The organism is Rufibacter soli (genome assembly GCF_054781795.1).
In genome coordinates this window covers 1351571-1376817 of the sequence record NZ_BAAGTS010000002.1, presented here as the reverse complement: position 1 = coordinate 1376817, position 25247 = coordinate 1351571, and the positions used below count along the sequence as shown (strand labels likewise).

Genomic DNA, 25247 nt, shown 5'->3' with positions numbered 1-25247 from the left:
CCTTTGAAAGCTCCAGAAGTACCCACGCCCCAACATGCCTTGCTCATCACGTATTACTGGCCGCCTTCGGGCGGGGCCGGCGTACAGCGCTGCCTCAAATTTGTGAAGCACCTGCCGGAGTTTGGGGTGCAGCCCACCGTACTTACCGTAGATGACAAGCAGGCCTCCTACCCCATCTTGGACAACTCGCTGCTAGCCGAGGTGCCGCCCCAGGTAAATGTGATCAGGACTTCTACTCGTGAGCCGTTTGAGTTCTACAAGAAGCTCACCGGCAAGCAGGATATCCCCTTCGGGGGCTTTGCCAACACCGGCCAGGAAACCTGGAAACAGAAGCTCTTCAAGTTTCTGCGCGGCAACCTCTTCATCCCAGATCCCCGCGTGGGCTGGAACCGCTATGCGCTGGCCGCGGCCAAGAAAGCCATTCAGCAGCAGCCCGTCAAAGCCATCATCACCTCCAGCCCGCCCCACTCCACCCAGCTCATTGGCCTAAAGCTTAAAAAGCAGCTAGGCGTTAAATGGATTGCCGACATGCGTGACCCCTGGACTGACATCTACTACTACCAGGACCTGAACCACACCGCCCTGGCCCAGAAACTGGACGCCAAATACGAGCGCGAGGTGCTGGAGTCTGCTGATGCGGTGTTGGTGGTGAGCGAGGACATGAAACGCCTGTTCCTGAACAAATCCCCGGAGCTTAACCCAGACAAGATACACGTGATCCCGAACGGATATGACGAAGCCGATTTCGTGCACCCATCCCAGCCTTCCTCTGAGGAGTTTGTGATCACCTACACCGGCACCCTCACGGAGGCCTACAACGTGGAAGGCTTTTTCCAGGCCCTCTGCGAGACCATGACCCGTAACCCGCTTATGCGCTACCGGCTGCGGTTCGTGGGCAAGGTGTCGGCCCAGATCAGAAAGCAGATTGAGGCCGCCGGACTGCCCTTAATTACCGAGTACATTGACTACGTGCCCCATGATGTCTCCATCCAGTACCTCATGTCCAGCACGGTTCTGTTCATGGCGATACCGGACGTGGCCAACAACTTCGGGATTTTGACCGGCAAGCTGTTTGAGTACTTGGCGGCCAACAAACCCATTATCTGCATTGGGCCCATTCACGGCGACGCCGATAAAATCCTGGATGAGTGCGGCGCCGGGCGCGTGTTCCACTACTCGGGCTATGAGTTGATCCTGGATTATTTGATGCAGCTGAGCAAAACCTGGAAGATAAACCCCAACCTTGATTTGCCCATCATCAACTACACCCAATACTCGCGCAGATCGCTCACCGAGCAGCTTTCCAAGCTAATTCTCTCCTAAAGGACATGGCGTTTCGGGGCTGTTTTTTCAAAAACAGCCCCGAAACGTATATAATAATCCGGAGGACTTTCGTTTTCACCCCGTGAACAGCATTTTTGAATACGTCCTTTTCCATTTCCGCAAGCTCTACCAGTTGCCCGCCTCCCTGGAGGTAACTTATGGCATTGATGGCCGAAGCCGAGTGCAGATAACCCCCACCCAAAGCACCTTCTTTGAACGCCAACAACCCGTGCCGGTGCAGGTGGTCTGGAAGGAGTGGCAAGGCCAAAAACTGCCCCTTTTCTTTGACGAGGACCCTGAGCAGCCCTGGTTTACCCAAGACGCCCAGGGCAATGTCATTCTCCACTATGACCTGGTGGCCTCGGCTTTCTACCTGCTGAGCGGATGGCAGGAATACTATGGCAAGGACCGCGATTCCTTCGGGCGGTACCCCTTCCGGGCCTCGCAGCAGTCCAGGCACCGGATGATCACCAAGCCGCTGGTGAACTACTACTTTGAGGTGCTGCGCGAGGCGGTAGAGAAAGCCTACGGGCAACCCGTGGCGCCGCGCCTCTGGGACGGGAAACCCTTTGCCACCTGCCTCACCCATGACATTGACTTCTGCCAGAGCGCCTGGAAAGTGGCCGGCAAACCCGCCCTTAAAAAAGGCAGCCTCGAGCTTTTTCTGAAACTGGTCCTGCAAAAGGCCCAGGGAAAAGACGCCTGGTTTAACTTACCCGAAGTAGAAAAGGAATTAAAGCAATTAGACGCCAAAGGCACCTTTTTCTTCCTTACTGAATCTGCCCCGTTTGAAGGGCACCCCAACGCCGACTACGATATCGCCTCTCCTGCCCTCCAGAAAGAAATCAACCGGCTGGCCGGGGCCGGGCATGAGATTGGGTTGCATGGCAGCCACGGGAGCGGCGCCCAGGCCCGGCAACTGAAAGCGGAAAAAGCCAAACTACCGGCCTCGGTGGCGGGCAACCGTTTCCATTACCTGCGCTTTGACCCCGTGAAATCGCTGGCCCTGCTGCAGGAGCTGGGTTTTGCCTATGACAGCAGCCTGGGCTTTCCCGAGCGCTTCGGGTTCAGGAATAGTTTCTGTCATCCCTTCAGGCTATTCAACTTCAAGGAGCGGCAGATGACACCGGTCTGGGAACTGCCGCTTAACCTGATGGACGTGACCCTGAACCACCCCAATTACCTGCAACTCTCGCCCACTGAGGTCCTGCCCGCGCTCACGCCCATGCTGGAGGAGATTGAAAAATTCCAGGGGGTCTTCACGCTGCTTTGGCACAATGAGAACTTCAGCCCGTACGGCCTGGAAGGGGGCCTGCAAATCTTTAGGGAAATCACCGAGTACCTCCAGAAAAAGGGTACCGCTTTTCTTACGGCCGGCCAGGCCGTGGCTCAGGCCGAAAAGAATTAGCGTTACTCTTTAAATAACATAGCGCTAAACACCGCAGAAGCGCTTATTTTTGCCCTTCGGGCGAAAGCCGTTTTAGACCTGATTTCTGAAAAACGGCCCCAAAACGCCCCGCGCACACCATGGATGTCATCCGCAAGCAGGGTTTACTCAATACCATCATCTCCTACGTGGGCATGGTGGTGGGCTATGTGAACCTAGTGCTCCTTTTCCCGGTGCTCATACCGGATGCCGACGAGCTGGGCCTTACCCGCTTTCTGGTCTCGGTGGCGGCGATCTATTCCCAAGTGGCGGCGTTGGGGTTCACCAACATCAGTGCCCGCTATTTCCCGTATTTCCGTAACCGCGACAAGGCCCATAACGGCTTCCTGTTTCTCATGCTCCTCATCCCGCTGGCCGGGTTTGCGGTGGTAACGCTTCTGTTTCTGCTCCTGCAGCCGGCCGTGGTGGACTATTTTGGGAAGAACTCGCCGCTGGCCGTGGAGTACTACTATTACATTATCCCGCTCAGTTTCTTCACCCTGCTTTTCATGCTCCTGGACGCCTACCTGCGGTCTTTGTACAAGACGGTGGTGCAGTCTTTCCTGAAGGATTTTATGGAGCGCATTCTCATGCTGGTGTCCGTGCTGTGTTACGCCTGGGGATGGGTGGATTTCCAGTGGTTTCTGGTGCTCTTTATAGGCGCCAACTCGGCTATTTCTTTCATCAGTATTGTATACCTGCTGTGGCTGCGCCAGTTCTTTGTGACGCCCAACCGCAACATGTTCCAGGTAGTGCCCATGCGGGAAGTGGTGCAGTACGGGCTTTATTCTTTTCTGGGGAACGTGTCCTCCTCTGTGATCAGCTTTATTGACCAAGCCATGATCGCGCATTATCTGGGCCTGGACGGCGTGGCCTATTACACCACCGGTTATTTCATTACCTCGGCCATTATGGTGCCTTCCCGGGGCCTGAACAAGATTGCCTCGCCGCAGGTAGCCGACTATTTCAAGGCCGGCAATTTTGAGGCCCTGGCCCGGCTTTACAAGAACATGACCCGCGTGAACATGGTGGTGGGTTTTCTGCTGTTTCTGGGGATCTGGTGCAACGTGGACAATATCTTCGCGCTCATGCCCAAGGACTTCAGCCAGGGCCGCTACGTGATTCTGTTCATGGGCCTGTCTCGCCTCTTTGACCTGGCTACGGGTATTAACGGCATGATTCTGCTTACCTCTCACAAGTACCGCTACGACCTGTATTTCAACCTGCTCATGATGGCCTTAGTAGCCTATACCAACTACCTGCTCATCCCGGAGTACGGCATCAGCGGCGCGGCCTTCGCCTCTATGGTGGTCTTCATCATTTACAATTTCTTCAGGGTGGTAGTGGTGGCCAAGGTCTTCAAAATGCAGCCCTTCGGGTGGGACTCGCTGCAGATTGTGGTAATTTCATTAGTGGCCTTTGGCGCCTCCTGGCTGTTGCCCCAGATGCCGCACCTGCTCCTGGACATTGCGGTGCGGTCTCTCTTAATTACGGCCGTTTACGGGGGACTGCTGGTGGCGTTTAGAGTATCACCTGAAGTGAATAACGGAATCAGGAAAACGCTAGTTCGCTTTGGCCTACCGGCGGTAAAATGGTTATAGCCAGGTAACGCCGGCCGGCGGTGTTTACAGTTTCTTTAAAAGCTGCATCAGTTCTTTTTCCCGCCTTTCCTCGGGGTACCGCCCTGCCATCAACTCCCGGGCCTGGACGCCTAGTGCAGCCACGTCTGCGGCCATTGCTTGCTGCAGCACTTGCTCCAGTAAAGATACCTCCCGCCTCTCCAGCACAAAGCCGCTCCCATTGATTAAGTCGGGCATGGCCCCTACCTGGCTAACCACCGGAACGCAGCGGCATAGCATGCTCTCACTCAAGGCATTGGGAAACCCCTCAGACATGGACAGTTGCAGGTAAAAAGTATGCGCGCTGTAGACGGCTTTCAAATCTGCCAGAGGCATTTTGGGCAGCAGTTTCATATTGGATGGCTGCCCGGGGAAAGTAAACCCGGAGGGAGCGCCAACAATGGTAAATGTGGCTTGCGGTAATTTTTTGGCTACTTCCAGAATCAGGTCCACTCCTTTCAGGCGCTGCGTGAAGCGCATGTTCAGGCCAGCGCAGACGGTGAGGAAAGAATGGGGTTGCCGAAGGATAGCAGGCTCTGGTTGCCAAAACTGCGCGTCATAGCCGTTGTACACCACCGTATGCGGCGTCTTGAGGCCCGGGCAATGGTACCGGAAGCCCTGGTGCGGGAAATCATTGGGTTGATAGGTATAGTCTTGCCACACCAGTTTCTCATGCACGGGGGCAATGTGCGCCGCCAGCTCATAAGACCAGCGGGTGAACTTGCCTAGAATAGGTTTCGCGAAGCAGCCGTAGCCAATACTCGGAAAGGCCACGCAATCGGTGCCGCCGGCCACAATCAGGCAGGGTTTTGAAGCCATTTTCCCAAAAAGGGCGGGAAAGAAGGAATGGTAGCCCGAAAACATGCAGACCAGCTTTTCGGCTTTCCAGATATTGACCAGCAGAAACCAGAACTGCCCCAGCCAAACCAGCGGTGTCTGCCATTTCTGGGCGGGCAAAAAGCCCCGGTGCCGCACCTCATATTCCCGCTCCATCAAATGCAGGTCCTTTACCACAAAGGACGACTGCGCCGGATAAAAATAAAGGAGAACGGGCTTATGGGCAGGCATAGGAAAAGGAGTGCAAGCGGCTTAGAGCCACTTAGAGGAAAGGTCCTGGAGCTTGAGGTCTACCTTAGATTTGGGTTGCACGTTTTTAGGCACTAGGCGCTGCTTGAGCAAAATCCACTGGTAATCCTCCACCTGCGAGAAGAGTGAGTAGCTTTCCAGCTTGTGCAGGTATAGGCCGGCGGCGTAGGTGTTGCGCAGCAATTCATCCGTGTGGATGGGCTGGTCTATCACCTGCAGCAACTCCGGCTGGTGCTCGCGTACCCACGTTAGGTACAGCGGGTGCGGGATGTTGATGGCAATGACTGAATGCTCATGCAGGTGCTGCGCCAAGACCTGGAACAGATGCGGGTGCTGCTCCAGCGGAATATGCTCAATCACATCGGGCAATACCACAAAGTCAAACTTCTCGGGCCGCCGGAAATCGGTCATGTCAGAGACCAGGAACTCCAGGTGGTTGAACTGCAGGTTAAACTTGCGGGCCATCTCAATGCTTTTGGGGCTGATGTCCACAGCCAGCACCTTCCCCTGCGGAGTGGCCTTGGCAATCAGGTGCGTGACGGTGCCAATGCCGCAGCCAATCTCCAACACTTTGGAATTTGCTTTCAAGCCGGCATCCTTCAGGTTCTTGAGTATGGTCCGGTGCCGGATATGGATGCCTTTCTGGAACTGCTGCTCGGTATATTCGTCGTAAAAGTCTGAGACGGCCATTTTTTTTAAGTTATGAGTTAAAAGTTATGAGTTGAGAGTTGGGTTGATAAGCAAGATTGAGTTAAAAGAAGATGAAGCCTTATTTTAACTCTGAATTCTTAACTTTTAACTGGCGCTCTCAGCGCATAAATTCTTTCAATGATCTCCACTACTTTCAGGCCCTCCAGGGCGTTGGTGGTGGCGAAGGTTTTGCCTTTGAGGGTGTCAATCACGTTCTCAAAGATGAAGTGGTGGTTGGCAGCACTGCCTTTGTAGTGACCATAGTCATTGGCCGGGCTGCTAGGCGGCAACTGGGGCATCACGTAGTCCTGCACGTGGCAATATTCCACCTCGTTCATGTACTGCCCACCCACTTTAATGCTGCCTTTCTCGCCTATGATGGTAATGCTACTTTCCAGGTTGGTGTCCCAGACGGCAGTGGAATAATTGAGCGTACCCGCCCCACCGTTCATGAACTCAAACTGGACCAGACCGCTGTCTTCAAAGTCGGTGAGGTTATGGTGGTTGAAGTCCATAAACCGCCCGGTGATGTTTTTGATATCCCCAAACAACCAGTACATAATGTCTATGAAGTGACTGAACTGCGTGAACAACGTGCCCCCGTCCAGTTGTTGGTTCCCTTTCCAGGTGCCGGCCTTGTAGTAGCGCTCATCGCGGTTCCAGTAGCAGTTGATCTGCACCAGGTGGATGGCGCCTAGGCGGTTTTCCATTACCATTTCCTTCAGCCACAAAGAAGGCGGGCTGTAACGGTTCTGCATCACGCAGAACACCAGTTTGGAGGTCTGCAGGGATTTGTAAATGATGCGCTCACAGTCGGCTTTGGAAAGGGCCATGGGCTTTTCGCACACCACGTGGCAGCCCGCCTCCAGCGCCAGCATGGCCTGCTCCGCGTGGAAGCCGTTAGGGGTGCATACGCAGATCACATCGGCCTTGGGGCCGGTGGCCAGGTACTCCTCCATGCTGGAGAAAAAAGGCACGCCGTAGGCGTCTACCTCATCTCTGCGGGCCGAGTCAGTGTCTACCATGGCCACTAATTCCCCCTCAGGGTGGCGTTGGGCCATGGTGGCGTGGCGCTTGCCAATGTGGCCGGCCCCTATCACTGCAAATTTTATCTTTTCTGACATGTAATGTCTTTTGTGCGTTTTAAGCCCGTTTTTCAGAAAACAGGCTTAAAACATAAATTAATGAGTCTAAACTTATGCGTTGAAAAAACTGACCACCGCCTGTGCAATGTAGGTCTGCTGTTCTTCCGTCAACTCCGTGTGCATGGGTAAAGAAATCACGCGCTCGCAGAGGCTTTCAGATACCGGGAAATCACCCGCCTGGTAGCCAAGATAGGCATAGGCCTCATGCAAATGCAGTGGCACCGGGTAATACACCATGCTCGGGATCCCTTTCTCCTGCAGGGAGGCTTTTAAGGCATCTCGCTTGTCTGCCGGCACCTGCAGGGTGTACTGGTGGAATACGTGGCTGCTGTAGGGGGCCAGGGCCGGGATCTTGATCTGTTCTAGCTGCGCGAAGTGGGCATCATAGAAGGCTGCCGCCTTTTGCCGGCGCAGGATGAAATCGTCCAGGTGCTGCAGTTTCACGTTGAGCAGGGCCGCCTGCAGGGTGTCCAGCCGGGAGTTCACGCCAATACGCGAGTAATGGTATTTCTTCTGTTGCCCGTGGTTGGCGATCTGCCGGATGATGGTGGCCAGCTCTTCCTCCTGGGTGAAGATGGCGCCGCCGTCGCCCATGCAGCCCAGGTTCTTGGAGGGGAAAAAGGAAGTGGTGCCCACGTGCCCTATGGTTCCGGCAAAGGAAGTATTGCCCTCGGCGTCTACGTACTGGGCGCCAATAGCCTGGGCGTTGTCTTCAATCACGAACAGTTCCTGCGCCAGGGCTAGGTCCATAATCTCCTCCATGGGCGCGCATTGCCCAAACAGGTGCACGGGCATGATGGCCACCGTTTTCTCCGTAAGGGCCAGGCGGGCTTTGGCCGGATCCAGGCACATGGTGTCGGGCAGCACGTCCACAAAGACCGGCTTCAGGCCAAGCAGGGCAATGACCTCGGCGGTAGCCACATAATTAAACGCCGGCACTATTACCTCGCCGCCTGCCGGCAGGTCCAGAGCCATAAGCGCGATCTGCAGGGCATCTGTGCCGTTGGCACACGGAATCACCTGCTCCACCTGTAGGTACTGGCCTAAATTTTGGCTAAAGGCCTTCACTTCTGGTCCATTGATAAAAGCGGTGCTGTCCACCACGGCTTGCATGGCGGCGTCAATGGCAGGTTTCAGGCGCTGGTACTGACCTTTCAGGTCTACCATCTGGAGCTGGTTCATGGGCAAAAAGGAAAAGACAAATATAGGAAGTTGAATCCGGATCCTGATGCAGCAAGGGATAGTAATAGGACATGGACCAACTAACTGGATTTCCGCCGCTTTCCCGGAAAAGGTCAATATAACTCCATCAAAAAGCGCGAATACATTTGATTTGCAACAATATGACTCCTCACCCGTTCAAGTAACCTGTAACAAGCATATTTGTGCTTTTATAAGAATTTACCTAACCCAATCCACTACACTATGAAAATGTCTGATTTATTTCAAAAAAAAACCTTTGTGTTTGCTGCTTCCCTTGGCTTGGCGTTTACGCAGGTAGCCTGCAGCAAAACTGAGAAAACAGAGACTTCCACCACCACTAGGTCTACCACCACCACTAGGGATCAGGCGTATGATGACTATAAAAACTATGTAACCACCCTTGAGTCTGACGTGGAGCGGGGCTGGGATACCACGGTTACGGATGCGGACCAGAAAATGGCCCAATGGAAGACCGATTATGAAACCAGACGTTCTGCCGTAGCACAGTATGAAGGTGACTTTGATGACACCCGCCGCCAGGAATATGATTCTTTGCAAAGCCGGTATAACACCGCCTGGGCTACCCGGGAACAGCAATATAACACCTGGCGCCAGACGCACCAGGGAGCAGGTTCAGTTTCAAAGGTAGACATGTCCGCTTATAACGAGAGCAAAATTCCTTCTTATACCGCCACTAATATCAGAACGGCCTATGAGGATTTTGTAAAGCATGTTGAGGCCAACAAATCAAACTTCAGCAATGATGACTGGAAAATCGTTGACAAGTACTGGAGCCAACTGGATGACCGTAAAAACGCCATCCAGAGCCAGTTGAGCGACAAAGACAAATGGGAAATTGCCAAGGCCAAAACCAAGTACCAGACCATGAAAGCCGGCAGCAAAACCGGTAACACCGCCAGTAACGTTGGATCTGATGTAAAAGAAGTGGGAAAAGACGTTTCTAATAGCAAGGTAGGCGAAGCCACCAAAGATGCTGGTAAAGCCGTGGGTAACACCGCTAAAAAAGCCGGCCAAAAGGTGGGCGAGGTCTTCAAAGACGATAAAAAGGATAATTAGTAGCAATCCCACAAAGTGCATGATTAAGAAGAGCCCTGTCATTAGACAGGGCTCTTTTGTTTTGGGGCTGTTTTTGTAAAAACAGCCCCAAAACAGTTTTACTTTCTAAGGTACCGGTCCAGCAGTAGAAGCCGGTACAAATCAAAAAGATAAAGGCTGGGCGACCGGGAAACCAGGTTGCGTTTGATCATGGGTAACAGCCAGCTACTATTCTCTTTTAAATAGGCATCGGCTTTCCATTTTTTTAAACGCCGGTAAAGTTTGAATAACCGACTATCCTCCCCTAGCTGCCCTTGCCGGCTCAGCCTGACCAGGTTAAGAATGGCTTCATTGGTTTTAAGGAGAAACAATGAAGCCGGTTCCAGGCCCAGGTGCCAAACAGGATTATCAATGTGTTGCACCGGTATAAGGTTTTGCTGTAACCGGTGAGCGAACAAGGTGTCTTCATGTCCATAGCCACGCACTTCCTGGCGCGGGAATAGATTGAGAAACAGGTGCCGTTCTACCATTAAATTACTGGAAAAAACGCGCTGATAAGGGGTTTTCTGCCGCCGCATTGCCTTGGCTTCTTCGCGGGCCTTGCCGTATTTCCAACGGAGCTCTGTGCCCACAGGCGCTTTGCCTTGATAGGCGATACCGCCTACCGTCACCTGACCGTTAAACTGCTGCAGGTACCGGCTTAGAAAATCAGGGTACTGGGGCAGCACATCGTTATCCAGGAAAAGAAGCGTGTCGTAAAGGCCCTCCTGCGCCAGAAGATACCTGATCTGCGACCGGCCCACGTTCTCTGGTAGTTGCCGGTATAAGACGTGCGGCAAGTTCTCCAAGGCTTGGTTATGAGTTAGAGTTTCTGGGGCAGAACCATCATCATACACCCGTATCTCAAAGGAAATAGAAAGCGTGGTCGCCTGCGCGAGCACGGATTCAACTAACGCGGTTACGTTGCGGTTATAAACGGGGATGAGAATGGAAATCTCAGAAACCATCTACCAGCGTGAATTCTTCACGGGTGGAGTCTAACACACGGCCTCGCTCACACTTGAGAATGCGGCGGGGATAGCGTTTTAAGATATGGTGGTTGTGCGTGGCCATGAGCACGGCCGTACCGCTGTTGTTGATCTCCTGGAACAGGTCCATGATGCCGTGGGTCACGTCAGGGTCCAGGTTTCCGGTAGGTTCATCAGCGAATAGGATCACTGGCTCATTCAGTAGGGCCCGGGCAATCACTACGCGCTGCTGCTCGCCGCCTGACAACTGGTGCGGCATTTTATTGGCCACCGCATCCAGCCCCACGCGCATAAGCACCTCAGAGATACGGTTTTTGATTTTGGATTTATCGCCCCAGCCGGTGGCCTTTAAAACAAACTTAAGGTTGTCTGCCACGGTGCGGTCATTGAGCAACTGGAAATCCTGGAAAACAATGCCAATCTTGCGGCGCAGGAAAGGCACCTGTTTCCAGGTAAGGGAATGAATGTTGAACCCTGCCACCTGGGCGGTGCCTACTTTCAAAGGAAGATCAGCGTACAGGGTTTTAAGGAGTGAGCTTTTCCCGCTGCCGGTACGGCCCACCAGGTACACAAACTCGCCTTTCTCAATGGTAAAACTCACTTCACTCAAAATGGTGTTCACTTCCTGGAAGATGGAAACATTATGAAGCATGACCACTGGGTTAGAAGAGAATTCCATAGCAATTTGTAAGAGACACAGGTATCAAGATACTAGTATCAAGACTATCCTAAAAAGTAAATCAAAAGGCGATGCTTCCGGTAAAGCTTTAAATATCGAGCTTCTGTAGTTTTCCAAACTCCAGGCCTTCAATCACGGTGGCCAAGGCCTCCTCTTTACCCTCCAACCCGTAGCGGTCTATGTTTTTGAGGGGACGGTCTGCCCGGAAATACGCAATCAGCACGAAATGATCATCGCGCAGCTGAATGTAATCCGGAATCTTGGCCTTGCCTTTGACTTTAATGATGTACACGGGCTGGTAATTAGGAATTAGGAATTAAAAAGCAAGACTGGTTTTACCACCCTTGATTCTTAATTTCTACTTCTAAATTATTAATTATAAAGAGTTGGCTTTCTTGTGGTCTGCCAGGAATTTAGCCAGGCCGCTGTCTGTTAGCGGGTGGTTCAACAGGGCAGTGATCACGTTCAAAGGACAAGTCACCACATCGGCGCCAATCTCAGCGCATTGCAACAGGTGCATGACGTGGCGTACAGAGGCCGCCAAGATTTCTGTTGGGTAGCCGTAGTTGTCATAGATCTGTCTGATCTGCTCAATCAGGGCAATACCGTCAGTAGCGATGTCATCTAAACGACCCACAAACGGAGACACGTAGGTAGCACCAGCTTTGGCAGCCAACAAGGCCTGCCCGGCGGTGAACACCAGCGTACAGTTGGTTTTAATGCCTTTGTCTGTGAAATATTTAATGGCCTTAACGCCGTCTTTGGTCATTGGTACCTTTACCACAATGTTAGGGTGCAACTGGGCCAGTTCTTCCCCTTCTTTCACCATGGTCTCAAAATCGGTGGCAATTACTTCAGCAGAGATGTCGCCATCAACAATCTCGCAGATGTCTTTGTAATGCTTCATGACATTGTCATACCCTACAATGCCTTCCTTGGCCATAAGCGAAGGGTTGGTGGTTACCCCGTCCAACACGCCTAAGTCATATGCCTCGCGGATTTCGTTCAGATTTGCGGTATCAATGAAAAATTTCATAGCAGAATAGCTGATAGTTAGGAAACACAAATCTAGCTCAATCTCCCTTAAAACCCACCCGGCAACCCAAGTATTTTAAGCTGGAACCAGAAAAGTTGCACCCTGTTACGCCATGCCCCCCCTATTATCCATAAACCAACCACTGCTGCTATAGGAAATAAAGGTGACCACCTCAAGAAGGGGGTTTTACCTTAAAAAGCAGGAAAGCAATTTGAGGTTAATAGCGTTTTAAGCCTGTTTTCTGAAAAACGGCTCTAAAACAGAAGTTTGGGTTGGGAAGGGTTTTCGGAGGAGGGGATTCCGTTGAGGTAGGGGCAAAAAAAAGCGGCAAATCGAGTATCGCGCCGCTCAACCACCTACCCTTGCTCCCTTCCGGGCCTGGGGGAGTTCAGCAGGAGCTGGCCGTACCGATTTGCCGTTGCAAAGATACAAAGCCTTTTCTTTGGGGCAAGCTGTTTTAAGCTTATTTTTCTAAAAACAGGCTTAAAACAGCTATACACCCTAAGGATAAGATAGTTAACTGCTTTTGGCGCTCCCTTCCTTTTATAAAGAAGGAATGCCTCCCACTTTTTACTTTAATGGGCCTCCGCGTAGTATTACTTGCGTTTTACGTTTTCAAACTTAATGTTGAGGTTGCGGGAAGAGCCGCTGGCCTTAAATATATTTCCATTCCAATTTGGGAAAGCATAATCTGGCACATAAAAGTCAATACCGAACTTCAGGTTCGTCACAGCCCCATTGATAACCTTAGTGGCTGGGTCATATTGCAAGGAAATCACTCCGTCTAGAATGGTCATGCAACCCGGTGAAAGCACCGCCGATCCATCTTTAAAACCTTGCCCCTGCTGTACGCAAACCATAGACGCTTCCTTTAAGGACAAAGTGAGGGGCAGGTTTTCCAGGGTACGGTTCTGAAACGTTATGGCTATCCAAGGCTGCTCCTTTTCCTGTGAATTCTCCTTAAAATACAGGTACACGTAATTGTTTTCCGCCACAAAATAGGTTTCCACTTTGTTTTGGGATTTCACCTGATACGTTTTGTCCTGGTACTTCTGGAAGATTTCTGGATTAGAGCTCTGGAAGAAGGCGTCTACTTTTATAGAGTCCACCAGGGCAAATTCTGTGGTGGTGGGCCCCGCCACTGGGGTTGGCTCAGAAGGATCGCTCTCGCAGGAGACCAGCAGCAAAGGCAGCGCCAAGGCCATGAAAAAGTGACGGGTGCGGAGGAGTAAAGTTTTTTTCATCAGTTTTAGGTTTGCGCGGTGTTATAAAAGATAGAAACCTCTTTACAAAGAATGTGCCCTTTTTTGCGGAATCTGAATATTAATTTAAAATAATATTTATATCCAGGTCATTCCCTAGACCACCAGAAAGGTCTTCTCCCCTACGCGGGCCTGCACTACTTAATATTTCACTTTCAACTTTTAACTCCCCCGTGTACCTTTGCACATGCCAGAAAAGATTCTCATCCTTGACTTTGGGTCTCAGTACACCCAACTGATTGCCCGCCGCGTGCGCGAGCTCAACGTTTACTGTGAAATTCATCCGTACAACAAGATTCCTGAATTCACCCAGGACCTGAAAGGGGTAATCCTCTCCGGAAGTCCCTGCTCGGTACGCGAAGAAAACTACCCCAACCCAGACATCAGCGCTTTTTTAGGCCAGTTACCAGTCCTGGGCGTATGCTACGGCGCGCAGCTTATGGCCCAGGAAGGCGGTGGCGAGGTCATTGCCTCTACTATTAGGGAATACGGGCGGGCCAAGCTTAGCCACGTAGACCAGCATAACCGCCTGCTCAAGGAAATCTCCCTAGACTCCCAGGTTTGGATGAGCCACGGCGATACCATCAAACAGATTCCCGCTAATTATGAGGTGATTGCCAGCACTGACTCGGTGCATGTGGCCGCCTATAAAATCAAAGACCAGGAAACCTACGGCATCCAGTTCCACCCAGAGGTGACCCACTCCACTGAGGGCAAAACTTTACTCCGCAACTTTGTAGTGCACATCTGTGGTTGCTCCCAGGACTGGACCCCAGACCAATTTATTGAAAGCACCGTAGCCGACCTGAAAGCGCAGATTGGCACTGATAAGGTGATTCTGGGCCTCTCGGGTGGCGTAGACTCTTCGGTGGCGGCCATGCTCATTCACCAGGCCATCGGCAAGAACCTGTACTGCATCTTTGTAGACAACGGCCTGCTGCGTAAGAACGAGTTTGAGGACGTGCTGCACTCCTATAAGGACATGGGCTTGAACGTGAAAGGCGTTGATGCCAAAGATCTTTTCTATACTGCCCTTTCCGGTTTATCAGACCCAGAAGCCAAGCGGAAAGCCATTGGCAAGGTCTTTATTGATGTCTTTGATCAGGAATCACATAAAGTGGAAGACGCCAAATGGCTGGGCCAGGGCACCATTTACCCAGACGTGATTGAGTCCGTGTCAGTGAAGGGGCCAAGCGCGACCATCAAATCGCATCACAACGTGGGCGGGTTGCCAGATTTCATGAAACTGAAAGTGGTAGAGCCGCTTAAGACCTTGTTTAAGGACGAAGTTCGGTTAGTGGGTAAAACGCTGGGCATCTCTGACAACATCATCGGGCGTCACCCGTTCCCAGGGCCCGGATTGGCCATCAGAATCCTGGGAGATATTACCCCGGAAAAAGTAGCCATCTTACAGGAAGTAGACCACATCTTTATCTCTTCGCTGAAAAAAACAGGCCTATATGACCAGGTTTGGCAGGCCGGGGCCATGTTGCTGCCTATCCAGAGCGTGGGCGTGATGGGTGATGAACGTACCTATGAGCGCGTAGTAGCGTTAAGGGCCGTGACCAGCATTGACGGCATGACCGCCGACTGGTGCCATTTGCCGTATGAGTTCCTGGCGGATGTCTCCAATGAGATCATCAATAAGGTGCGCGGGGTAAACCGCGTGGTCTATGACATTAGCTCCAAACCACCCGCTACCATAGAATGGGAATAAGCGTTAGGGGCTAGATATAAAGAAGCATGAAAAAAAGAATAGTACTTGCCTTTGCGGGCCTGGCCCTGTGCTGGAATGTGCAGGCCCAGACCAATGCAGAACTCAATACGCGGCTGCAGAATGGGCGCCTTCTGGTAGACCAGCAGAAGTATGAGCTGGCCATGGCCGAGCTCCTCCCTATCACGGGTTCCGCCGCGGGGAAAGCCTATGCCGCAGATGCTGCCTTTCTGTACAGTGTTGCGGCCGCCAGGCAGAAGAAATGGACCGAGGCCGACCGCATGCTTACCCAACTCACCGCTGACCAGGGCAAATGGGCAGGCCTTCCTGACGCGCAGTTCCTGCACGGGCAGGTACTGTTTGAGAAAAAGGAATACCTCAGGGCCTTGAACGCCCTCGCCCCTATCCAGAGCGGTAGTCTGCAGACGGAAGTAGGGGCCATGAAGCGGCATTATATGATGCAGCTCTCAGACAAAGCCACCTTCCAGTACCTGCTGCGCCAGTTTCCAGAGGATGCTACCTTGGGTAAGGCCTATGCAGACAAATTAATGGCCGGTTGGTTCACTGAACAAGACCGGCCCCAGCTGGAAAGCCTGGTGAAGCAGTTTAACCTGGACAAAAGCTACCTGCAACGTTCTGCCTCTTTAAAGAAGCCGGAGTACAACGTAGCCGTTTTGCTGCCTTTTAATGTGGCAGACCAGGGGGTGCGCATTGACAAGAAGAACCTCTTCCTCACAGATTTTTACGCTGGGCTTCTTTCCGCGCAGGACTCCCTCCAGAAGCAAGGGGTTAAGGTGAACCTGTACCCCTATGACACCAAAAACGATACCGTTGTGCTTAAGCAGATCATGCAGGAACCTGAATTAGGCAGCATGGATCTCCTTATTGGACCGGTGTATAAGAACAACAGCGCCATGGCCGCCAAAATTGCCCAGCAACGCAACCTGAACATGGTTAACCCCTTCTCAGATGATGCTGACGTGGTGAAAGGCAACCCGTACCTCTATTTGATGGAGACCAGTGTGGCCACCCAGGGGCAAAAAGCGGCGGCCTTTGCCTACCAGGCCTTCCCCAAGAAAACGGCCGTGGTGATCTATGACAGCCAAAAAGATGATACCACGTTTGCCGGCAATTTCAGGAGGACGTATCTGGCTTTAGGCGGAAAGGTAACCGTCTTCCAGAAGATCAACTCCAAAACCAGCGGCAACGTAGGGGGTATTCTGGGGCCTGTCAACCTGAAAGAGACCGGCGTAGTGGTTATCAGGTCGGCTGCCCAAAACGTGGCCACCAGTACGGTAAGTTTCCTGGAGCAACGGGCCTCCAAGGTGCCTGTTCTAGTGCCGCAGGCTTGGCTGGAAAACCCGCAGATTGGCTTTGCCCAACTAGATTTCCTGGAGATGTACTTTATGGCTCCCAAGTTTATTGACAACGAGAGTCCCCAGGTGCAGGCGTTCAAGGAGGCCTATAGCTCCAGATACAGATTACCGCCTTCTTCCTTCACCTATGCCGGTTTTGAACTGCTACAATATTTTGGGCGTCAACTTCAGGAAAAAGGCTATTCTGCCCCGCCTAAGCTCAGCGGCGTACAACCTGGCTCTTTCTACCAGGGTATTGGCTATCAATCCAACACTAGCGCCAAACAGCAGCAGGATAATCAGTATCTGCCAATTCTTAAATTAGACAACGGTCGCCTGTTGGTCGTTAACCCAGTATTCTAATTTTAATGAGTGAATGAGTGGGTGAGAGAATGAGTGAATGAGATAATTTTCTTTATGGGAAAACTCATTTAAACATTCGCCTTTTTCTTTCACTCATTCACTCCTTCATTCAATCACTCATTAAATCCAAATGTCACTAACCCATACAACCAGCCAGGAACTTTTCAAACGCGCACAGCACCTAATTCCAGGTGGAGTTAACTCGCCGGTAAGGGCCTTTAGGGCGGTAGGCGGACAGCCTTTGTTTCTGAAAGCCGCCAAAGGTGCTTTTCTTTTTGACGAAGATGATAACCAATACTTAGACCTAATCAACTCCTGGGGACCTATGATTCTGGGTCATGCCCATGAGGTGGTGGAAAAGGCCGTGCGTGAAGCCTTGCCTGGTTCCCTGTCATTTGGGGCTCCTACCCGCCGGGAGGTGGAAATGGCCGAGCTGATCATTTCCATGGTGCCCGGCATTGAGAAGGTAAGAATGGTGAACTCCGGTACTGAGGCCACCATGTCGGCTATACGGGTGGCCCGTGGTTTTACCGGCCGTGACAAAATGATCAAGTTTGAAGGCTGCTACCATGGCCACGGCGACTCGTTTTTAATTGCCGCGGGCAGCGGAGCCATTACCCTGGGGGTACCGGACAGCCCTGGGGTTACTAAAGGAGTCGCCAATGACACCCTTACCGCGCCTTACAATGACCTGGCCGCCGTACAGGCCCTCATAGACGCCAACCCCTCCCAAATTGCGGCCATCATTCTGGAACCGGTGGTAGGCAACATGGGCCTGGTGCCCCCGGCGCCGGGCTTCCTGGAAGGCTTGCGGGAACTATGCACCAAGGAAGGCATTGTGCTTATTTTTGACGAGGTCATGACCGGGTTCCGGTTAGCCAGGGGCGGTGCCCAGGAACTGTTCGGGGTTACCCCAGACATGACTACCCTGGGTAAAATCATTGGCGGAGGTATGCCCGTAGGCGCCTACGGCGGAAGGAAAGACATTATGGACGCCGTAGCTCCAGCAGGCCCGGTTTACCAGGCGGGCACCCTTTCCGGGAACCCCATTGCCATGTCGGCGGGCATAGCGGCGCTGTCTTACCTGAATGATAATCCTCAGGTGTACACCCACCTCCAGCATGTTTCAGACAAAATGGTGCACGGCATCAAGGAAAATATGCTGCAACTGGGGCTCAACTACACCATTAACCAGGTTGGCTCTATGTATAGCCTGTTCTTCACGGAGCAACCCGTTACTGACTTTGACTCGGCCAAGACTTCTGACCTGCAATTATTTGGCAAGTATTTCCATGAGATGCTGCAGCGCGGTATTTACCTGGCCCCTTCCCAATTTGAGACCCTCTTCGTTTCTAATGCCATTACAGAAGAACTGGTGGACACCTACCTGGCCGCTAACCTGGAAGCCCTGCGGGCCATTCACAGCTAATCTTCACAACTATACGCTCAAGCAGGAAGCGGCCCCAGAGAAAGTTCTGGGGCCGCTTCCTGCTTGAAGGCCTTTTGGTAAGGAGAGACACTCACCTGCTTCCCTCCCTTTCTTAAAACAAGTGCTTCTTTGGCGTGTTATCTGTTTTTACAGATTTACGTTCAAGCGCATGAAAAATATCCTGGTCATTGGCGGCTCATCGGGCATAGGGAAAGAATTGGTGCATTTACTGGCCCAGCAGGGGCATCAGGTGTATGCCACTTACTTTCAGCATCCGCCGGAGGAGGAAATACCCGGCGTGCATTATTTCCCCCTGGATGTACAGGCCGAAGCGATAGACCTTTCTTTCTTGCCCAACATTTTGGATGGCTTGGTTTATTGCCCCGGAAGCATCCAGTTATTGCCCTTCGCTCGCATCAAGCCTCTTGATTTCACCAGAGATTTTGAGCTGCAGGTGGTGGGCGCGGTAAAAGTCCTGCAAGCCACCTTGCCGCAATTGAAGGCCTCCCAAAAGGCCTCGGTGGTATTCTTTTCTACCGTGGCCGTTGAGACCGGCTTTACTTTCCATGCGCAGGTGGGGGCCTCTAAAGGTGCCCTGGAAGGCCTCACCCGCTCCCTGGCCGCTGAACTTGCGCCCTTAATTAGGGTCAATGCCGTAGCGCCTTCCATTACAGATACGCCGTTGGCAGCCAAATTCCTGAATACGCAGGAGAAACTAACGGCCAACGCCAAGAAACACCCCTTGAAAAGGATTGGTACCCCTACAGACATTGCTGAAGCGGCCGCCTTCTTACTTTCTGATAAATCCTCCTGGATGACGGGCCAGATCCTGCACGTGGACGGAGGCATTTCCAGCATCAGGAACTAGCAGTTCGCCTCCAGCATAAATAGATATATGAAGGAAAAACGTGGTGAGCTCACTTGATTTACTTTGCAAGTAGCTTGCTGTTTTGGGGCTGTTTTCCGTAAAACGGGCTTAAAACAGGTTTTAAATTCCTTACTTCAGTTCTCCAGCCACCATGTCTACCCCTCCCATAGAGAAATTCAGCATTGAAATAAAAGTAACCGAAGCCGATATTGATGCGCTGGGCCACGTGAACAATGTGGTGTACCTGCGGTGGGTACAGGAAGTATCTGCCGCCCACTGGGCAACGGTGGCCCCACAGGAGTTGCAGGACAAATACCTGTGGGTAGTGCTCAGGCATGAGATAGATTTCCATAAACCTGCCTTCCAAAGCGATGTTATTAAAGGCTCTACCTGGGTAGGAGGTCATCATGGCGCCAAGTTTGAGCGCTTCGTGACTTTGCAAAGAAGTGACAGTGAGGAACTGTTGGCCTCGGCCAAAACCACTTGGTGCCTCTTAGATGCCGCCACCATGCGCCCCAGGCGTATTGAGGAAGATGTGTTAAAAGTGCTGTAATCGAAAACTTAATGCTCCAGCGCTGGTACAGTAAAGTATGATATTTGGCTTTCTACAGGTTTTACTAATTCTTCTGGCGTCTGACCCTCCGGCCGGTACGCTTAAGGTGAACGACTTTTACGTTGACAAAACAGAGATATTGAATGTGCACTGGGATGAATATGTGCGGCTGAAGGGCAAAGACCTAAGCCCTGAGGAAGTAACCCAGCTATTGCCCCATACTCCCCACCAGGTTTTCTCCCTGCCTGAGAACAAATTCAAGCCCGTGGTGCTCATTACCTATGAACAAGCCGTGGAGTATTGCCAATGGCGCTCTGAGGTAGTGAGCAAGCGCTACAACCGCAAAATCACCTACCGCCTTCCTACTCCGCAGGAATGGGAGGAAATCGCCCAGGCAACCGTGGCTTCAGACGCCAGCCAAACCGAAAAGGACCTCAAAGACGCCCAGAAACGAATGGCCAAAGTAGATGGTGCCTATACCTTGCTTGCTTCAGAAAACCCCAAAGACAAACTCTACCACCTCCTGGACAACGTCTCTGAGATGACGCTTAAAAAAGGAACGGCCATGGGCGGAAACAACTATGACCTGTATAAGCTTAATGGCAGCGCCGCCCCAGAAGTCCTCATGAAAACCAGCACCTACAGTGAACCTAACCCTTACCTGGGCTTTAGGTGTGTAGCGGTAGTGGGCAAAGCCCAATAAAAAACCTCCCTTAAAATAACCCCCTGGCTGGCCCAACCCCATAATCCATTGCTAGTAAGAAAGCTGCCTTTCAGGTAAGATTCTTTTCATTAAAGCCGTTTCGGGCCTGTTTTCATAAAAACAGGCCCGAAACGGCTTATGCTTTCTTCCCATGGCAAGAACCGGATTTTACCCGTACCTTGCAGCCGTAAAAAATAGCTTCGTACCCACATGATCCTCACCGACCGTCAGATTCTGGAAGAGATAGAGAAAGGCACCATCCTTATTGAGCCTTATGAGCGCTCCTGCCTGGGCACTAATTCCTATGATGTCCATTTAGGCAAGTACCTGGCCACCTACAATGATGAGGTACTGGATGCCCGCCAGCACAATAAAATCACTGTTTTTGAGATTCCTGAGGAAGGTTATGTATTGGAACCCGGCAAGCTATACCTGGGGGTAACCGAAGAATACACGGAGACGCACGCCCACGTGCCGTTCCTGGAGGGTAAATCCAGCGTAGGCCGCCTGGGTATTGATATCCATGCCACCGCTGGCAAGGGAGACGTAGGCTTCTGCAACCATTGGACCCTGGAAATCTCTGTGAGCCAAAAGGTGCGCGTTTACCATAACATGCCCATAGGCCAATTAATCTATTTTGTGGTGAATGGCGGCATTGAGAACTACTACAACCAAAAGAGCAACGCCAAATACAATGACCGCACGGTGTTCCCGGTAGAATCCATGATGTGGAAAAACAAATTCTAAAGCCTTTCTCTGGATATTTCTCCTAAATAGGAGGATTCCGTAAGGGAGGTTGGAGTGTGCTAAGAGAATTGAAAACCAAGGAGTTATTTACAGGTTTAAGGAAACAATCTGCCATAGGGCACGTTATTTTTTTACTGTGAAGTCAACTATTTTGCCTGAGGCTTTGTTTAGGAATAGATGGCACGGGAATTGTGTAGTTACAACTTACAAAACTGGAAGACTATGAAAACGTTAATGAGCACCTTGGCAATATTCTTTTTTGGGACTTTCTACTGCTTTGCGCAAACAGCGGAAGATCGTTCTAAGAACCTATCTGACAAAATGATCCGTGAGCTACAGCTGAATAATTATCAGTCCCGTAAGGTCAGAGAGATCAACCTGAAAAATGCTCAGAAAATGATGGCCTTTGAGGCGCAGCATGCCAACAATCCTACTGAGCTGGAAAGATGTATCAACGGGGTTTGTAAGGAGCGTGACCAACAGTTGGAGAACCTTCTCAGCACTGCCCAGTATTCACAATACTACAGCTTCCGGAAAACCCTTAACTCCTATGACCGGGAGTATGCCCTGAAGCAAAGACGCCAGGACTCCAAAGTGGCCAGCACCTTGGTAGCCCAGGACAAAACAGATGCCAGACGTAGCTTCCCGGCTCCTAAGGCGGCTGTTATCAAAGAGACCTCCCTTAAGAACTAATATAGGGTAAACGCCCATAAAAAAAGCCGCTTCTATGTGAAGCGGCTTTTTTTATGGGCGTTAGGGTAATTTACTGCGGGTTTTGAGCATTACGCTTTTGCTGCTCTTCTACGTGCTGCATGAGTTCCTGGCACAGGTTGCGCATTTTCTCAGCCATCAATTTATCATTGGTAGCGGTTTCAATGCTCTGCGCCATGGCGCCCATGGTGTCAATGTAAAAGTATTTCATCTCATCAACGGGCATGTCTTTGGTCCAGAGGTCAATTTTCATGGTTCCGGAGTCATTGCGGTCCCAAAGGGCAATGTTGATGGCCTTGGCGAAGTGAATATCCGTGCCGGCGTCAGTGGCGGTCCAGCTAATAGCTTCTGGCACGCGTTGGTCATCTAAGGCAATACTGAAGTGTATCTCTGATTTTTTCATCTGTTTCATTGTTCTACAGCGCTTGGTGGCGCCAGTTTACCAAAGCACAAAGGTAAAACGTTTTTGGGAGTTCTACTGCTAAAAGCCAGAGGTTCCTGGCGGCATCTGTTTTAAGGCTGTTTTTACAAAAACGCGCCCAAAACGGGCTTTGACCATTTGCATTCCCCTTCCCACAGGCTTTAAGGAAGCATGACCTATAAAAAAAGGCCCCTCCATTTACCGGAGAGGCCTTTTAACTTTTAAGGAGGATCCTTATACGTAATTGTTCAGCATCACTGGCATAACCAGCATCAAGATGCTTTCTTCTTCGTCATTGGTAGACGGAATAAGCAGACCGGCGCGGTTAGGGGTGGAAAGCTCCAGGGTGATCTCATCTGAGTCCATGTTGATGAGCATCTCCGTCAGGAATTTGGCATTGAAGCCAATCTCCATGTCCTCACCGTCATACTGGCAAGTCAAACGCTCGCTGGCCTCATTTGAGAAATCCAGGTCCTCGGCAGAGATCTGCAGTTCACTGCCGGTAATGCGCAGGCGCACCTGGTGGGTGGTTTTATTGGAGTAGATAGAGATCCGTTTCACGGAGCTCAGGAAATCATACCGGTCAATGGTCAGTTTATTAGGGTTCTGCACCGGAATCACGTTCTCATAATCTGGGTAACGCTCATCAATCAGGCGACAGATCATTCTGATGTTGTCAAAGCTGAAGAAAGCGTTAGAGGTATTGAACTCTACCCTTACCGCCGTAGCTTCGCTAGGCAAGGTAGACTTAAGCAGGTTGAACGCTTTTTTAGGGATGATAATTGAAGCGGCATTGTCGCTGGTCACATCCTGCCGGCGGTAGCGCAGCAAGCGGTGACCATCTGTGGCTACAAACGTGATGTTATCACTGTTCAACTGCACAAAAATACCGGTCATGGCTGGGCGCAGCTCATCATTGCTCACCGCGAAGATGGTTTTGTTGATGGCCCGGCTCAATACGTTTGACGGGATCTCAATGGCGTTGCCTCCGCGTACTACCGGTACCTTAGGGAAATCAGTAGCATTCTCGCCAGACAGCTTGTAACGACCATTGGAAGAGCTGATCTCAATGGTGTAGGTCTCCTCGTCAATGGTGAAGGTCACCGGCTGATCGGGCAGGTTTTTAAGGGTATCAATCAGGATACGGGCCGGAGCGGCAATACGGCCGTTTTCGCGGGCTTCCACATGTATCTCCGTGATCATGGATGTCTCCAGGTCACTGGCAGTGATGGTTAGAACGCCATCATTTATCTCGAACAGGAAGTTCTCCAGAATCGGCACCACCGGGTTGTTGGCCACTACCCCGTTGATGCTGGTAAGCTGCTTCAGCAGCGCCGTAGAAGATACAATAAATTTCATCCTTTATTTTGGTTTGGATAAGGTCATTTTACCAGGCAAAGTTAACCAAAAATGGATTTTTTCCTACGGCCAACCGCTGTTTTGTTTTCTGGAATCCTAAATTCTACAGTAGCCATCTATAATTCTGCCTTATTCCATAAAATTGACAGCCGCACCTCTGCAAAAAGTGCCTGACAAGCTTGAAACCCATAAAAAAGCTGCTGTCCGCGGAGTTCTTGCCTGAACTCCGCGGACAGCAGCTTGGTAGGGATATCTTCTTTTATAAAGGCAGAACCAGTATAGTTATTTACAGGGGTTTCAATGCCTGAACTACCAGGCTAGGATCCGCCCCAACTACGTAGGCTTGTTGGTTTAGCAAAGAGCTAAGCTCAAAGATAGTACCCGTTGAGGCCTTGTCTACGCTTAGCAGGTGAAACTCGTCTGAATAGGAGAAAACTATCTGGCTGTTGGTGGACGCGACAAAGGTCTGTAGTTGAGCTAAAGCTTCTGGGGTTGGCTCAATGCCTACCAGAATTTCATCTGTCATAGCCAGGAGCCTTCTGTTCTTTTGCTCATCTGCCCCGTTATCAAATGCCGGCACGGCAAGCACTACCTCTGGCTGTGTTTCCAGGCTGTTGATAATCTGCTCAGCGGTATAGCAAGAGGTATTGGGGGTTAGGCGCAGCACCGTGAACACTTTCGTTTCGGTGGCGAATTCGCTTTCTACTTTGATAAACTCAGGATATTTTGATAAGATCTTCTTTATCTCTCTGGCTGGCGTACCTGCAACAAAAGAAACCAGGACTACATCCCCTAAGGCGTTGCCGTAAGTGACCGTGCTCCCGTCTTTAGTGGTATAAGCGAAAGTGGTACAAGTGCCAGTTTCCCGGCCTAGTTGAAGTTGGTTTACAGAGGGATCATTGGGCGCAATGTCTTCTTTTTCACAGGACATCAAAAACGGAAGGCAAAGGGCAAGGCAGGCGATAGATAAAGATTTTCTCATATTACTTAAATAGGATCATTAATTTATTTCTGCCTTTTTCTGCAAAGGCCTTATTTATATGTTTTTGCAATTTTTCAACAGAAAACCATACATACTGCTTTCCATTGGTTAATGTTTTATATATTTCAAGGTTGGCACTAAATTAAAATCTTTCCTTAGCGGGTTCCTAAAAACACCCAAAAAATAACCAGCCAGTGGCTTGATACGTCACTGGCTAGAGCTGCACAAACGCCTTACATTTTCTGCCAACTTTGGCTTTAAGAGGGATTGTCAGCGGGCTTAGTTTGGGTAATGGTAGGGTCATTTGGCTTTACGTCTTCTTTTTCACAGGAAAAGAGAAAAGGGAAAACCAAGCTTAAGCAAGTAATCATTAGGTACCGTTTCATAGTCGTAAAAATTAGGAATGCTCTTACTATTAGTTTACGGCAATTTGGTTTTAAGGAAGGTTAAAATTTGCAATTTTTCAACACACCTTTTCTAGCTTTCCAT

General features: G+C 51.0%; 24 protein-coding genes and 1 other RNA gene. 12 read left to right on the top strand and 13 right to left on the bottom strand.

From position 1 onward, the window contains the following. Positions 1 to 3: 3 nt before the first annotated feature. The 3 genes from ACYVJQ_RS07640 (at position 4) to ACYVJQ_RS07630 (ending at position 4350) form a co-directional block, all read left to right on the top strand. Complete coding sequence (locus ACYVJQ_RS07640; RefSeq protein ID WP_460892481.1) at positions 4 to 1323, top strand: glycosyltransferase family 4 protein; 1320 nt, start codon at positions 4 to 6, stop codon at positions 1321 to 1323. 82 nt (positions 1324 to 1405) lie between these two features. Further along, positions 1406 to 2731 (top strand): polysaccharide deacetylase family protein, encoded by a 1326-nt coding sequence (locus ACYVJQ_RS07635; protein WP_460892480.1) that lies wholly within the window; start codon positions 1406 to 1408, stop codon positions 2729 to 2731. 119 nt (positions 2732 to 2850) lie between these two features. Then, on the top strand, positions 2851 to 4350 hold the full coding sequence (locus ACYVJQ_RS07630; protein WP_460892479.1) for a lipopolysaccharide biosynthesis protein: 1500 nt from the start codon (positions 2851 to 2853) through the stop codon (positions 4348 to 4350). A gap of 24 nt (positions 4351 to 4374) precedes the next feature. Here the strand turns inward: ACYVJQ_RS07630 and ACYVJQ_RS07625 are convergent, their stop codons facing one another. The 4 genes from ACYVJQ_RS07625 to ACYVJQ_RS07610 all read right to left on the bottom strand — a co-directional run bounded on the left by ACYVJQ_RS07625 (position 4375) and on the right by ACYVJQ_RS07610 (position 8471). Then, positions 4375 to 5436, bottom strand: a complete 1062-nt coding sequence (locus ACYVJQ_RS07625) for a glycosyltransferase family 4 protein (protein ID WP_460892478.1) — start codon at positions 5434 to 5436, stop codon at positions 4375 to 4377. Between the two features lie 21 nt (positions 5437 to 5457). Beyond that, on the bottom strand, positions 5458 to 6144 hold the full coding sequence (locus tag ACYVJQ_RS07620; RefSeq protein WP_460892477.1) for a class I SAM-dependent methyltransferase: 687 nt from the start codon (positions 6142 to 6144) through the stop codon (positions 5458 to 5460). A 98-nt stretch (positions 6145 to 6242) separates the two neighbouring features. Further along, positions 6243 to 7268: a Gfo/Idh/MocA family protein gene (locus ACYVJQ_RS07615; RefSeq protein ID WP_460892476.1), complete on the bottom strand. Its 1026-nt coding sequence runs from the start codon at positions 7266 to 7268 to the stop codon at positions 6243 to 6245. Positions 7269 to 7340: 72 nt separating this feature from the next. Next, positions 7341 to 8471: a DegT/DnrJ/EryC1/StrS family aminotransferase gene (locus tag ACYVJQ_RS07610; RefSeq protein ID WP_460892475.1), complete on the bottom strand. Its 1131-nt coding sequence runs from the start codon at positions 8469 to 8471 to the stop codon at positions 7341 to 7343. Positions 8472 to 8720: 249 nt separating this feature from the next. Between ACYVJQ_RS07610 and ACYVJQ_RS07605 the strand changes: the two genes are divergently transcribed. Continuing rightward, positions 8721 to 9569, top strand: coding sequence for a DUF6565 domain-containing protein (locus ACYVJQ_RS07605; RefSeq protein ID WP_460892474.1), 849 nt, complete (start codon positions 8721 to 8723; stop codon positions 9567 to 9569). Between the two features lie 98 nt (positions 9570 to 9667). On the opposite strand, the gene ACYVJQ_RS07600 is transcribed toward ACYVJQ_RS07605, so the two are convergent. The 6 genes from ACYVJQ_RS07600 to ACYVJQ_RS07575 all read right to left on the bottom strand — a co-directional run bounded on the left by ACYVJQ_RS07600 (position 9668) and on the right by ACYVJQ_RS07575 (position 13535). Beyond that, positions 9668 to 10555, bottom strand: coding sequence for a glycosyltransferase family 2 protein (locus tag ACYVJQ_RS07600; protein ID WP_460892473.1), 888 nt, complete (start codon positions 10553 to 10555; stop codon positions 9668 to 9670). Beyond that, positions 10545 to 11255: a cell division ATP-binding protein FtsE gene (locus tag ACYVJQ_RS07595; protein WP_460892472.1), complete on the bottom strand. Its 711-nt coding sequence runs from the start codon at positions 11253 to 11255 to the stop codon at positions 10545 to 10547. Before ACYVJQ_RS07595 ends, ACYVJQ_RS07600 begins: the two co-directional genes overlap by 11 nt. An 88-nt stretch (positions 11256 to 11343) precedes the next feature. Then, positions 11344 to 11547, bottom strand: a complete 204-nt coding sequence (locus ACYVJQ_RS07590) for a fructose-6-phosphate aldolase (protein WP_460892471.1) — start codon at positions 11545 to 11547, stop codon at positions 11344 to 11346. Between the two features lie 84 nt (positions 11548 to 11631). Then, positions 11632 to 12291 carry a fructose-6-phosphate aldolase gene (gene fsa / locus ACYVJQ_RS07585; protein WP_048920107.1) on the bottom strand — a complete coding sequence of 220 codons (660 nt, stop codon included), beginning with the start codon at positions 12289 to 12291 and terminating at the stop codon, positions 11632 to 11634. A gap of 320 nt (positions 12292 to 12611) precedes the next feature. After that, positions 12612 to 12711, bottom strand: an RNA gene (ffs, locus tag ACYVJQ_RS07580) — signal recognition particle sRNA small type. 176 nt (positions 12712 to 12887) lie between these two features. Continuing rightward, positions 12888 to 13535, bottom strand: coding sequence for a hypothetical protein (locus tag ACYVJQ_RS07575; RefSeq protein ID WP_460892470.1), 648 nt, complete (start codon positions 13533 to 13535; stop codon positions 12888 to 12890). A 205-nt stretch (positions 13536 to 13740) separates the two neighbouring features. Between ACYVJQ_RS07575 and guaA the strand changes: the two genes are divergently transcribed. The 8 genes from guaA (at position 13741) to ACYVJQ_RS07535 (ending at position 21978) form a co-directional block, all read left to right on the top strand. Further along, positions 13741 to 15270: a glutamine-hydrolyzing GMP synthase gene (gene guaA, locus ACYVJQ_RS07570; protein WP_460892469.1), complete on the top strand. Its 1530-nt coding sequence runs from the start codon at positions 13741 to 13743 to the stop codon at positions 15268 to 15270. A gap of 26 nt (positions 15271 to 15296) precedes the next feature. Then, positions 15297 to 16985: an ABC transporter substrate-binding protein gene (locus tag ACYVJQ_RS07565; protein WP_460892468.1), complete on the top strand. Its 1689-nt coding sequence runs from the start codon at positions 15297 to 15299 to the stop codon at positions 16983 to 16985. Between the two features lie 130 nt (positions 16986 to 17115). Beyond that, positions 17116 to 18414: a glutamate-1-semialdehyde 2,1-aminomutase gene (gene hemL / locus ACYVJQ_RS07560; RefSeq protein ID WP_460892467.1), complete on the top strand. Its 1299-nt coding sequence runs from the start codon at positions 17116 to 17118 to the stop codon at positions 18412 to 18414. A gap of 169 nt (positions 18415 to 18583) precedes the next feature. Further along, positions 18584 to 19282, top strand: coding sequence for an SDR family NAD(P)-dependent oxidoreductase (locus tag ACYVJQ_RS07555; protein WP_460892466.1), 699 nt, complete (start codon positions 18584 to 18586; stop codon positions 19280 to 19282). A gap of 151 nt (positions 19283 to 19433) precedes the next feature. Continuing rightward, positions 19434 to 19835 carry an acyl-CoA thioesterase gene (locus tag ACYVJQ_RS07550; protein WP_460892465.1) on the top strand — a complete coding sequence of 134 codons (402 nt, stop codon included), beginning with the start codon at positions 19434 to 19436 and terminating at the stop codon, positions 19833 to 19835. Between the two features lie 37 nt (positions 19836 to 19872). Continuing rightward, positions 19873 to 20538, top strand: a complete 666-nt coding sequence (locus ACYVJQ_RS07545) for a formylglycine-generating enzyme family protein (RefSeq protein WP_460892464.1) — start codon at positions 19873 to 19875, stop codon at positions 20536 to 20538. Positions 20539 to 20748: 210 nt separating this feature from the next. Then, entirely contained in the window at positions 20749 to 21285 is a 537-nt protein-coding gene (gene dcd / locus ACYVJQ_RS07540) for a dCTP deaminase (protein ID WP_460892463.1), read from the top strand. A gap of 321 nt (positions 21286 to 21606) precedes the next feature. Beyond that, positions 21607 to 21978 carry a hypothetical protein gene (locus tag ACYVJQ_RS07535; RefSeq protein WP_460892462.1) on the top strand — a complete coding sequence of 124 codons (372 nt, stop codon included), beginning with the start codon at positions 21607 to 21609 and terminating at the stop codon, positions 21976 to 21978. A gap of 70 nt (positions 21979 to 22048) precedes the next feature. Here ACYVJQ_RS07535 and gldC read toward each other — a convergent pair whose 3' ends face one another. From gldC to ACYVJQ_RS07520, 3 genes are all read right to left on the bottom strand, one after another. Next, the gene (gene gldC, locus ACYVJQ_RS07530) at positions 22049 to 22408 is read right to left on the bottom strand and encodes a gliding motility protein GldC (RefSeq protein WP_460892461.1); all 360 of its coding nucleotides are present in this window, start codon (positions 22406 to 22408) and stop codon (positions 22049 to 22051) included. Positions 22409 to 22651: 243 nt separating this feature from the next. Then, a complete protein-coding gene (gene dnaN, locus ACYVJQ_RS07525) occupies positions 22652 to 23776 on the bottom strand; it encodes a DNA polymerase III subunit beta (protein WP_460892460.1) in 1125 nt (374 codons plus the stop codon). Positions 23777 to 24062: 286 nt separating this feature from the next. Continuing rightward, positions 24063 to 24758: a hypothetical protein gene (locus tag ACYVJQ_RS07520; protein WP_460892459.1), complete on the bottom strand. Its 696-nt coding sequence runs from the start codon at positions 24756 to 24758 to the stop codon at positions 24063 to 24065. Positions 24759 to 25247: the final 489 nt, after the last annotated feature.

Coding starts and splice junctions, on each gene's coding strand:
- ACYVJQ_RS07630 (WP_460892479.1), top strand. CDS start 2,851: ATGGATGTCATCCGCAAGCAGGGTTTACTCAATACCATCATCTCCTAC.
- ACYVJQ_RS07625 (WP_460892478.1), bottom strand. CDS start 5,436: ATGCCTGCCCATAAGCCCGTTCTCCTTTATTTTTATCCGGCGCAGTCG.
- ACYVJQ_RS07620 (WP_460892477.1), bottom strand. CDS start 6,144: ATGGCCGTCTCAGACTTTTACGACGAATATACCGAGCAGCAGTTCCAG.
- ACYVJQ_RS07615 (WP_460892476.1), bottom strand. CDS start 7,268: ATGTCAGAAAAGATAAAATTTGCAGTGATAGGGGCCGGCCACATTGGC.
- ACYVJQ_RS07610 (WP_460892475.1), bottom strand. CDS start 8,471: ATGAACCAGCTCCAGATGGTAGACCTGAAAGGTCAGTACCAGCGCCTG.
- ACYVJQ_RS07605 (WP_460892474.1), top strand. CDS start 8,721: ATGTCTGATTTATTTCAAAAAAAAACCTTTGTGTTTGCTGCTTCCCTT.
- ACYVJQ_RS07600 (WP_460892473.1), bottom strand. CDS start 10,555: ATGGTTTCTGAGATTTCCATTCTCATCCCCGTTTATAACCGCAACGTA.
- ACYVJQ_RS07595 (WP_460892472.1), bottom strand. CDS start 11,255: ATGGAATTCTCTTCTAACCCAGTGGTCATGCTTCATAATGTTTCCATC.
- fsa (WP_048920107.1), bottom strand. CDS start 12,291: ATGAAATTTTTCATTGATACCGCAAATCTGAACGAAATCCGCGAGGCA.
- ACYVJQ_RS07575 (WP_460892470.1), bottom strand. CDS start 13,535: ATGAAAAAAACTTTACTCCTCCGCACCCGTCACTTTTTCATGGCCTTG.
- guaA (WP_460892469.1), top strand. CDS start 13,741: ATGCCAGAAAAGATTCTCATCCTTGACTTTGGGTCTCAGTACACCCAA.
- ACYVJQ_RS07565 (WP_460892468.1), top strand. CDS start 15,297: ATGAAAAAAAGAATAGTACTTGCCTTTGCGGGCCTGGCCCTGTGCTGG.
- hemL (WP_460892467.1), top strand. CDS start 17,116: ATGTCACTAACCCATACAACCAGCCAGGAACTTTTCAAACGCGCACAG.
- ACYVJQ_RS07555 (WP_460892466.1), top strand. CDS start 18,584: ATGAAAAATATCCTGGTCATTGGCGGCTCATCGGGCATAGGGAAAGAA.
- ACYVJQ_RS07550 (WP_460892465.1), top strand. CDS start 19,434: ATGTCTACCCCTCCCATAGAGAAATTCAGCATTGAAATAAAAGTAACC.
- ACYVJQ_RS07545 (WP_460892464.1), top strand. CDS start 19,873: ATGATATTTGGCTTTCTACAGGTTTTACTAATTCTTCTGGCGTCTGAC.
- dcd (WP_460892463.1), top strand. CDS start 20,749: ATGATCCTCACCGACCGTCAGATTCTGGAAGAGATAGAGAAAGGCACC.
- ACYVJQ_RS07535 (WP_460892462.1), top strand. CDS start 21,607: ATGATCCGTGAGCTACAGCTGAATAATTATCAGTCCCGTAAGGTCAGA.
- gldC (WP_460892461.1), bottom strand. CDS start 22,408: ATGAAACAGATGAAAAAATCAGAGATACACTTCAGTATTGCCTTAGAT.
- dnaN (WP_460892460.1), bottom strand. CDS start 23,776: ATGAAATTTATTGTATCTTCTACGGCGCTGCTGAAGCAGCTTACCAGC.
- ACYVJQ_RS07520 (WP_460892459.1), bottom strand. CDS start 24,758: ATGAGAAAATCTTTATCTATCGCCTGCCTTGCCCTTTGCCTTCCGTTT.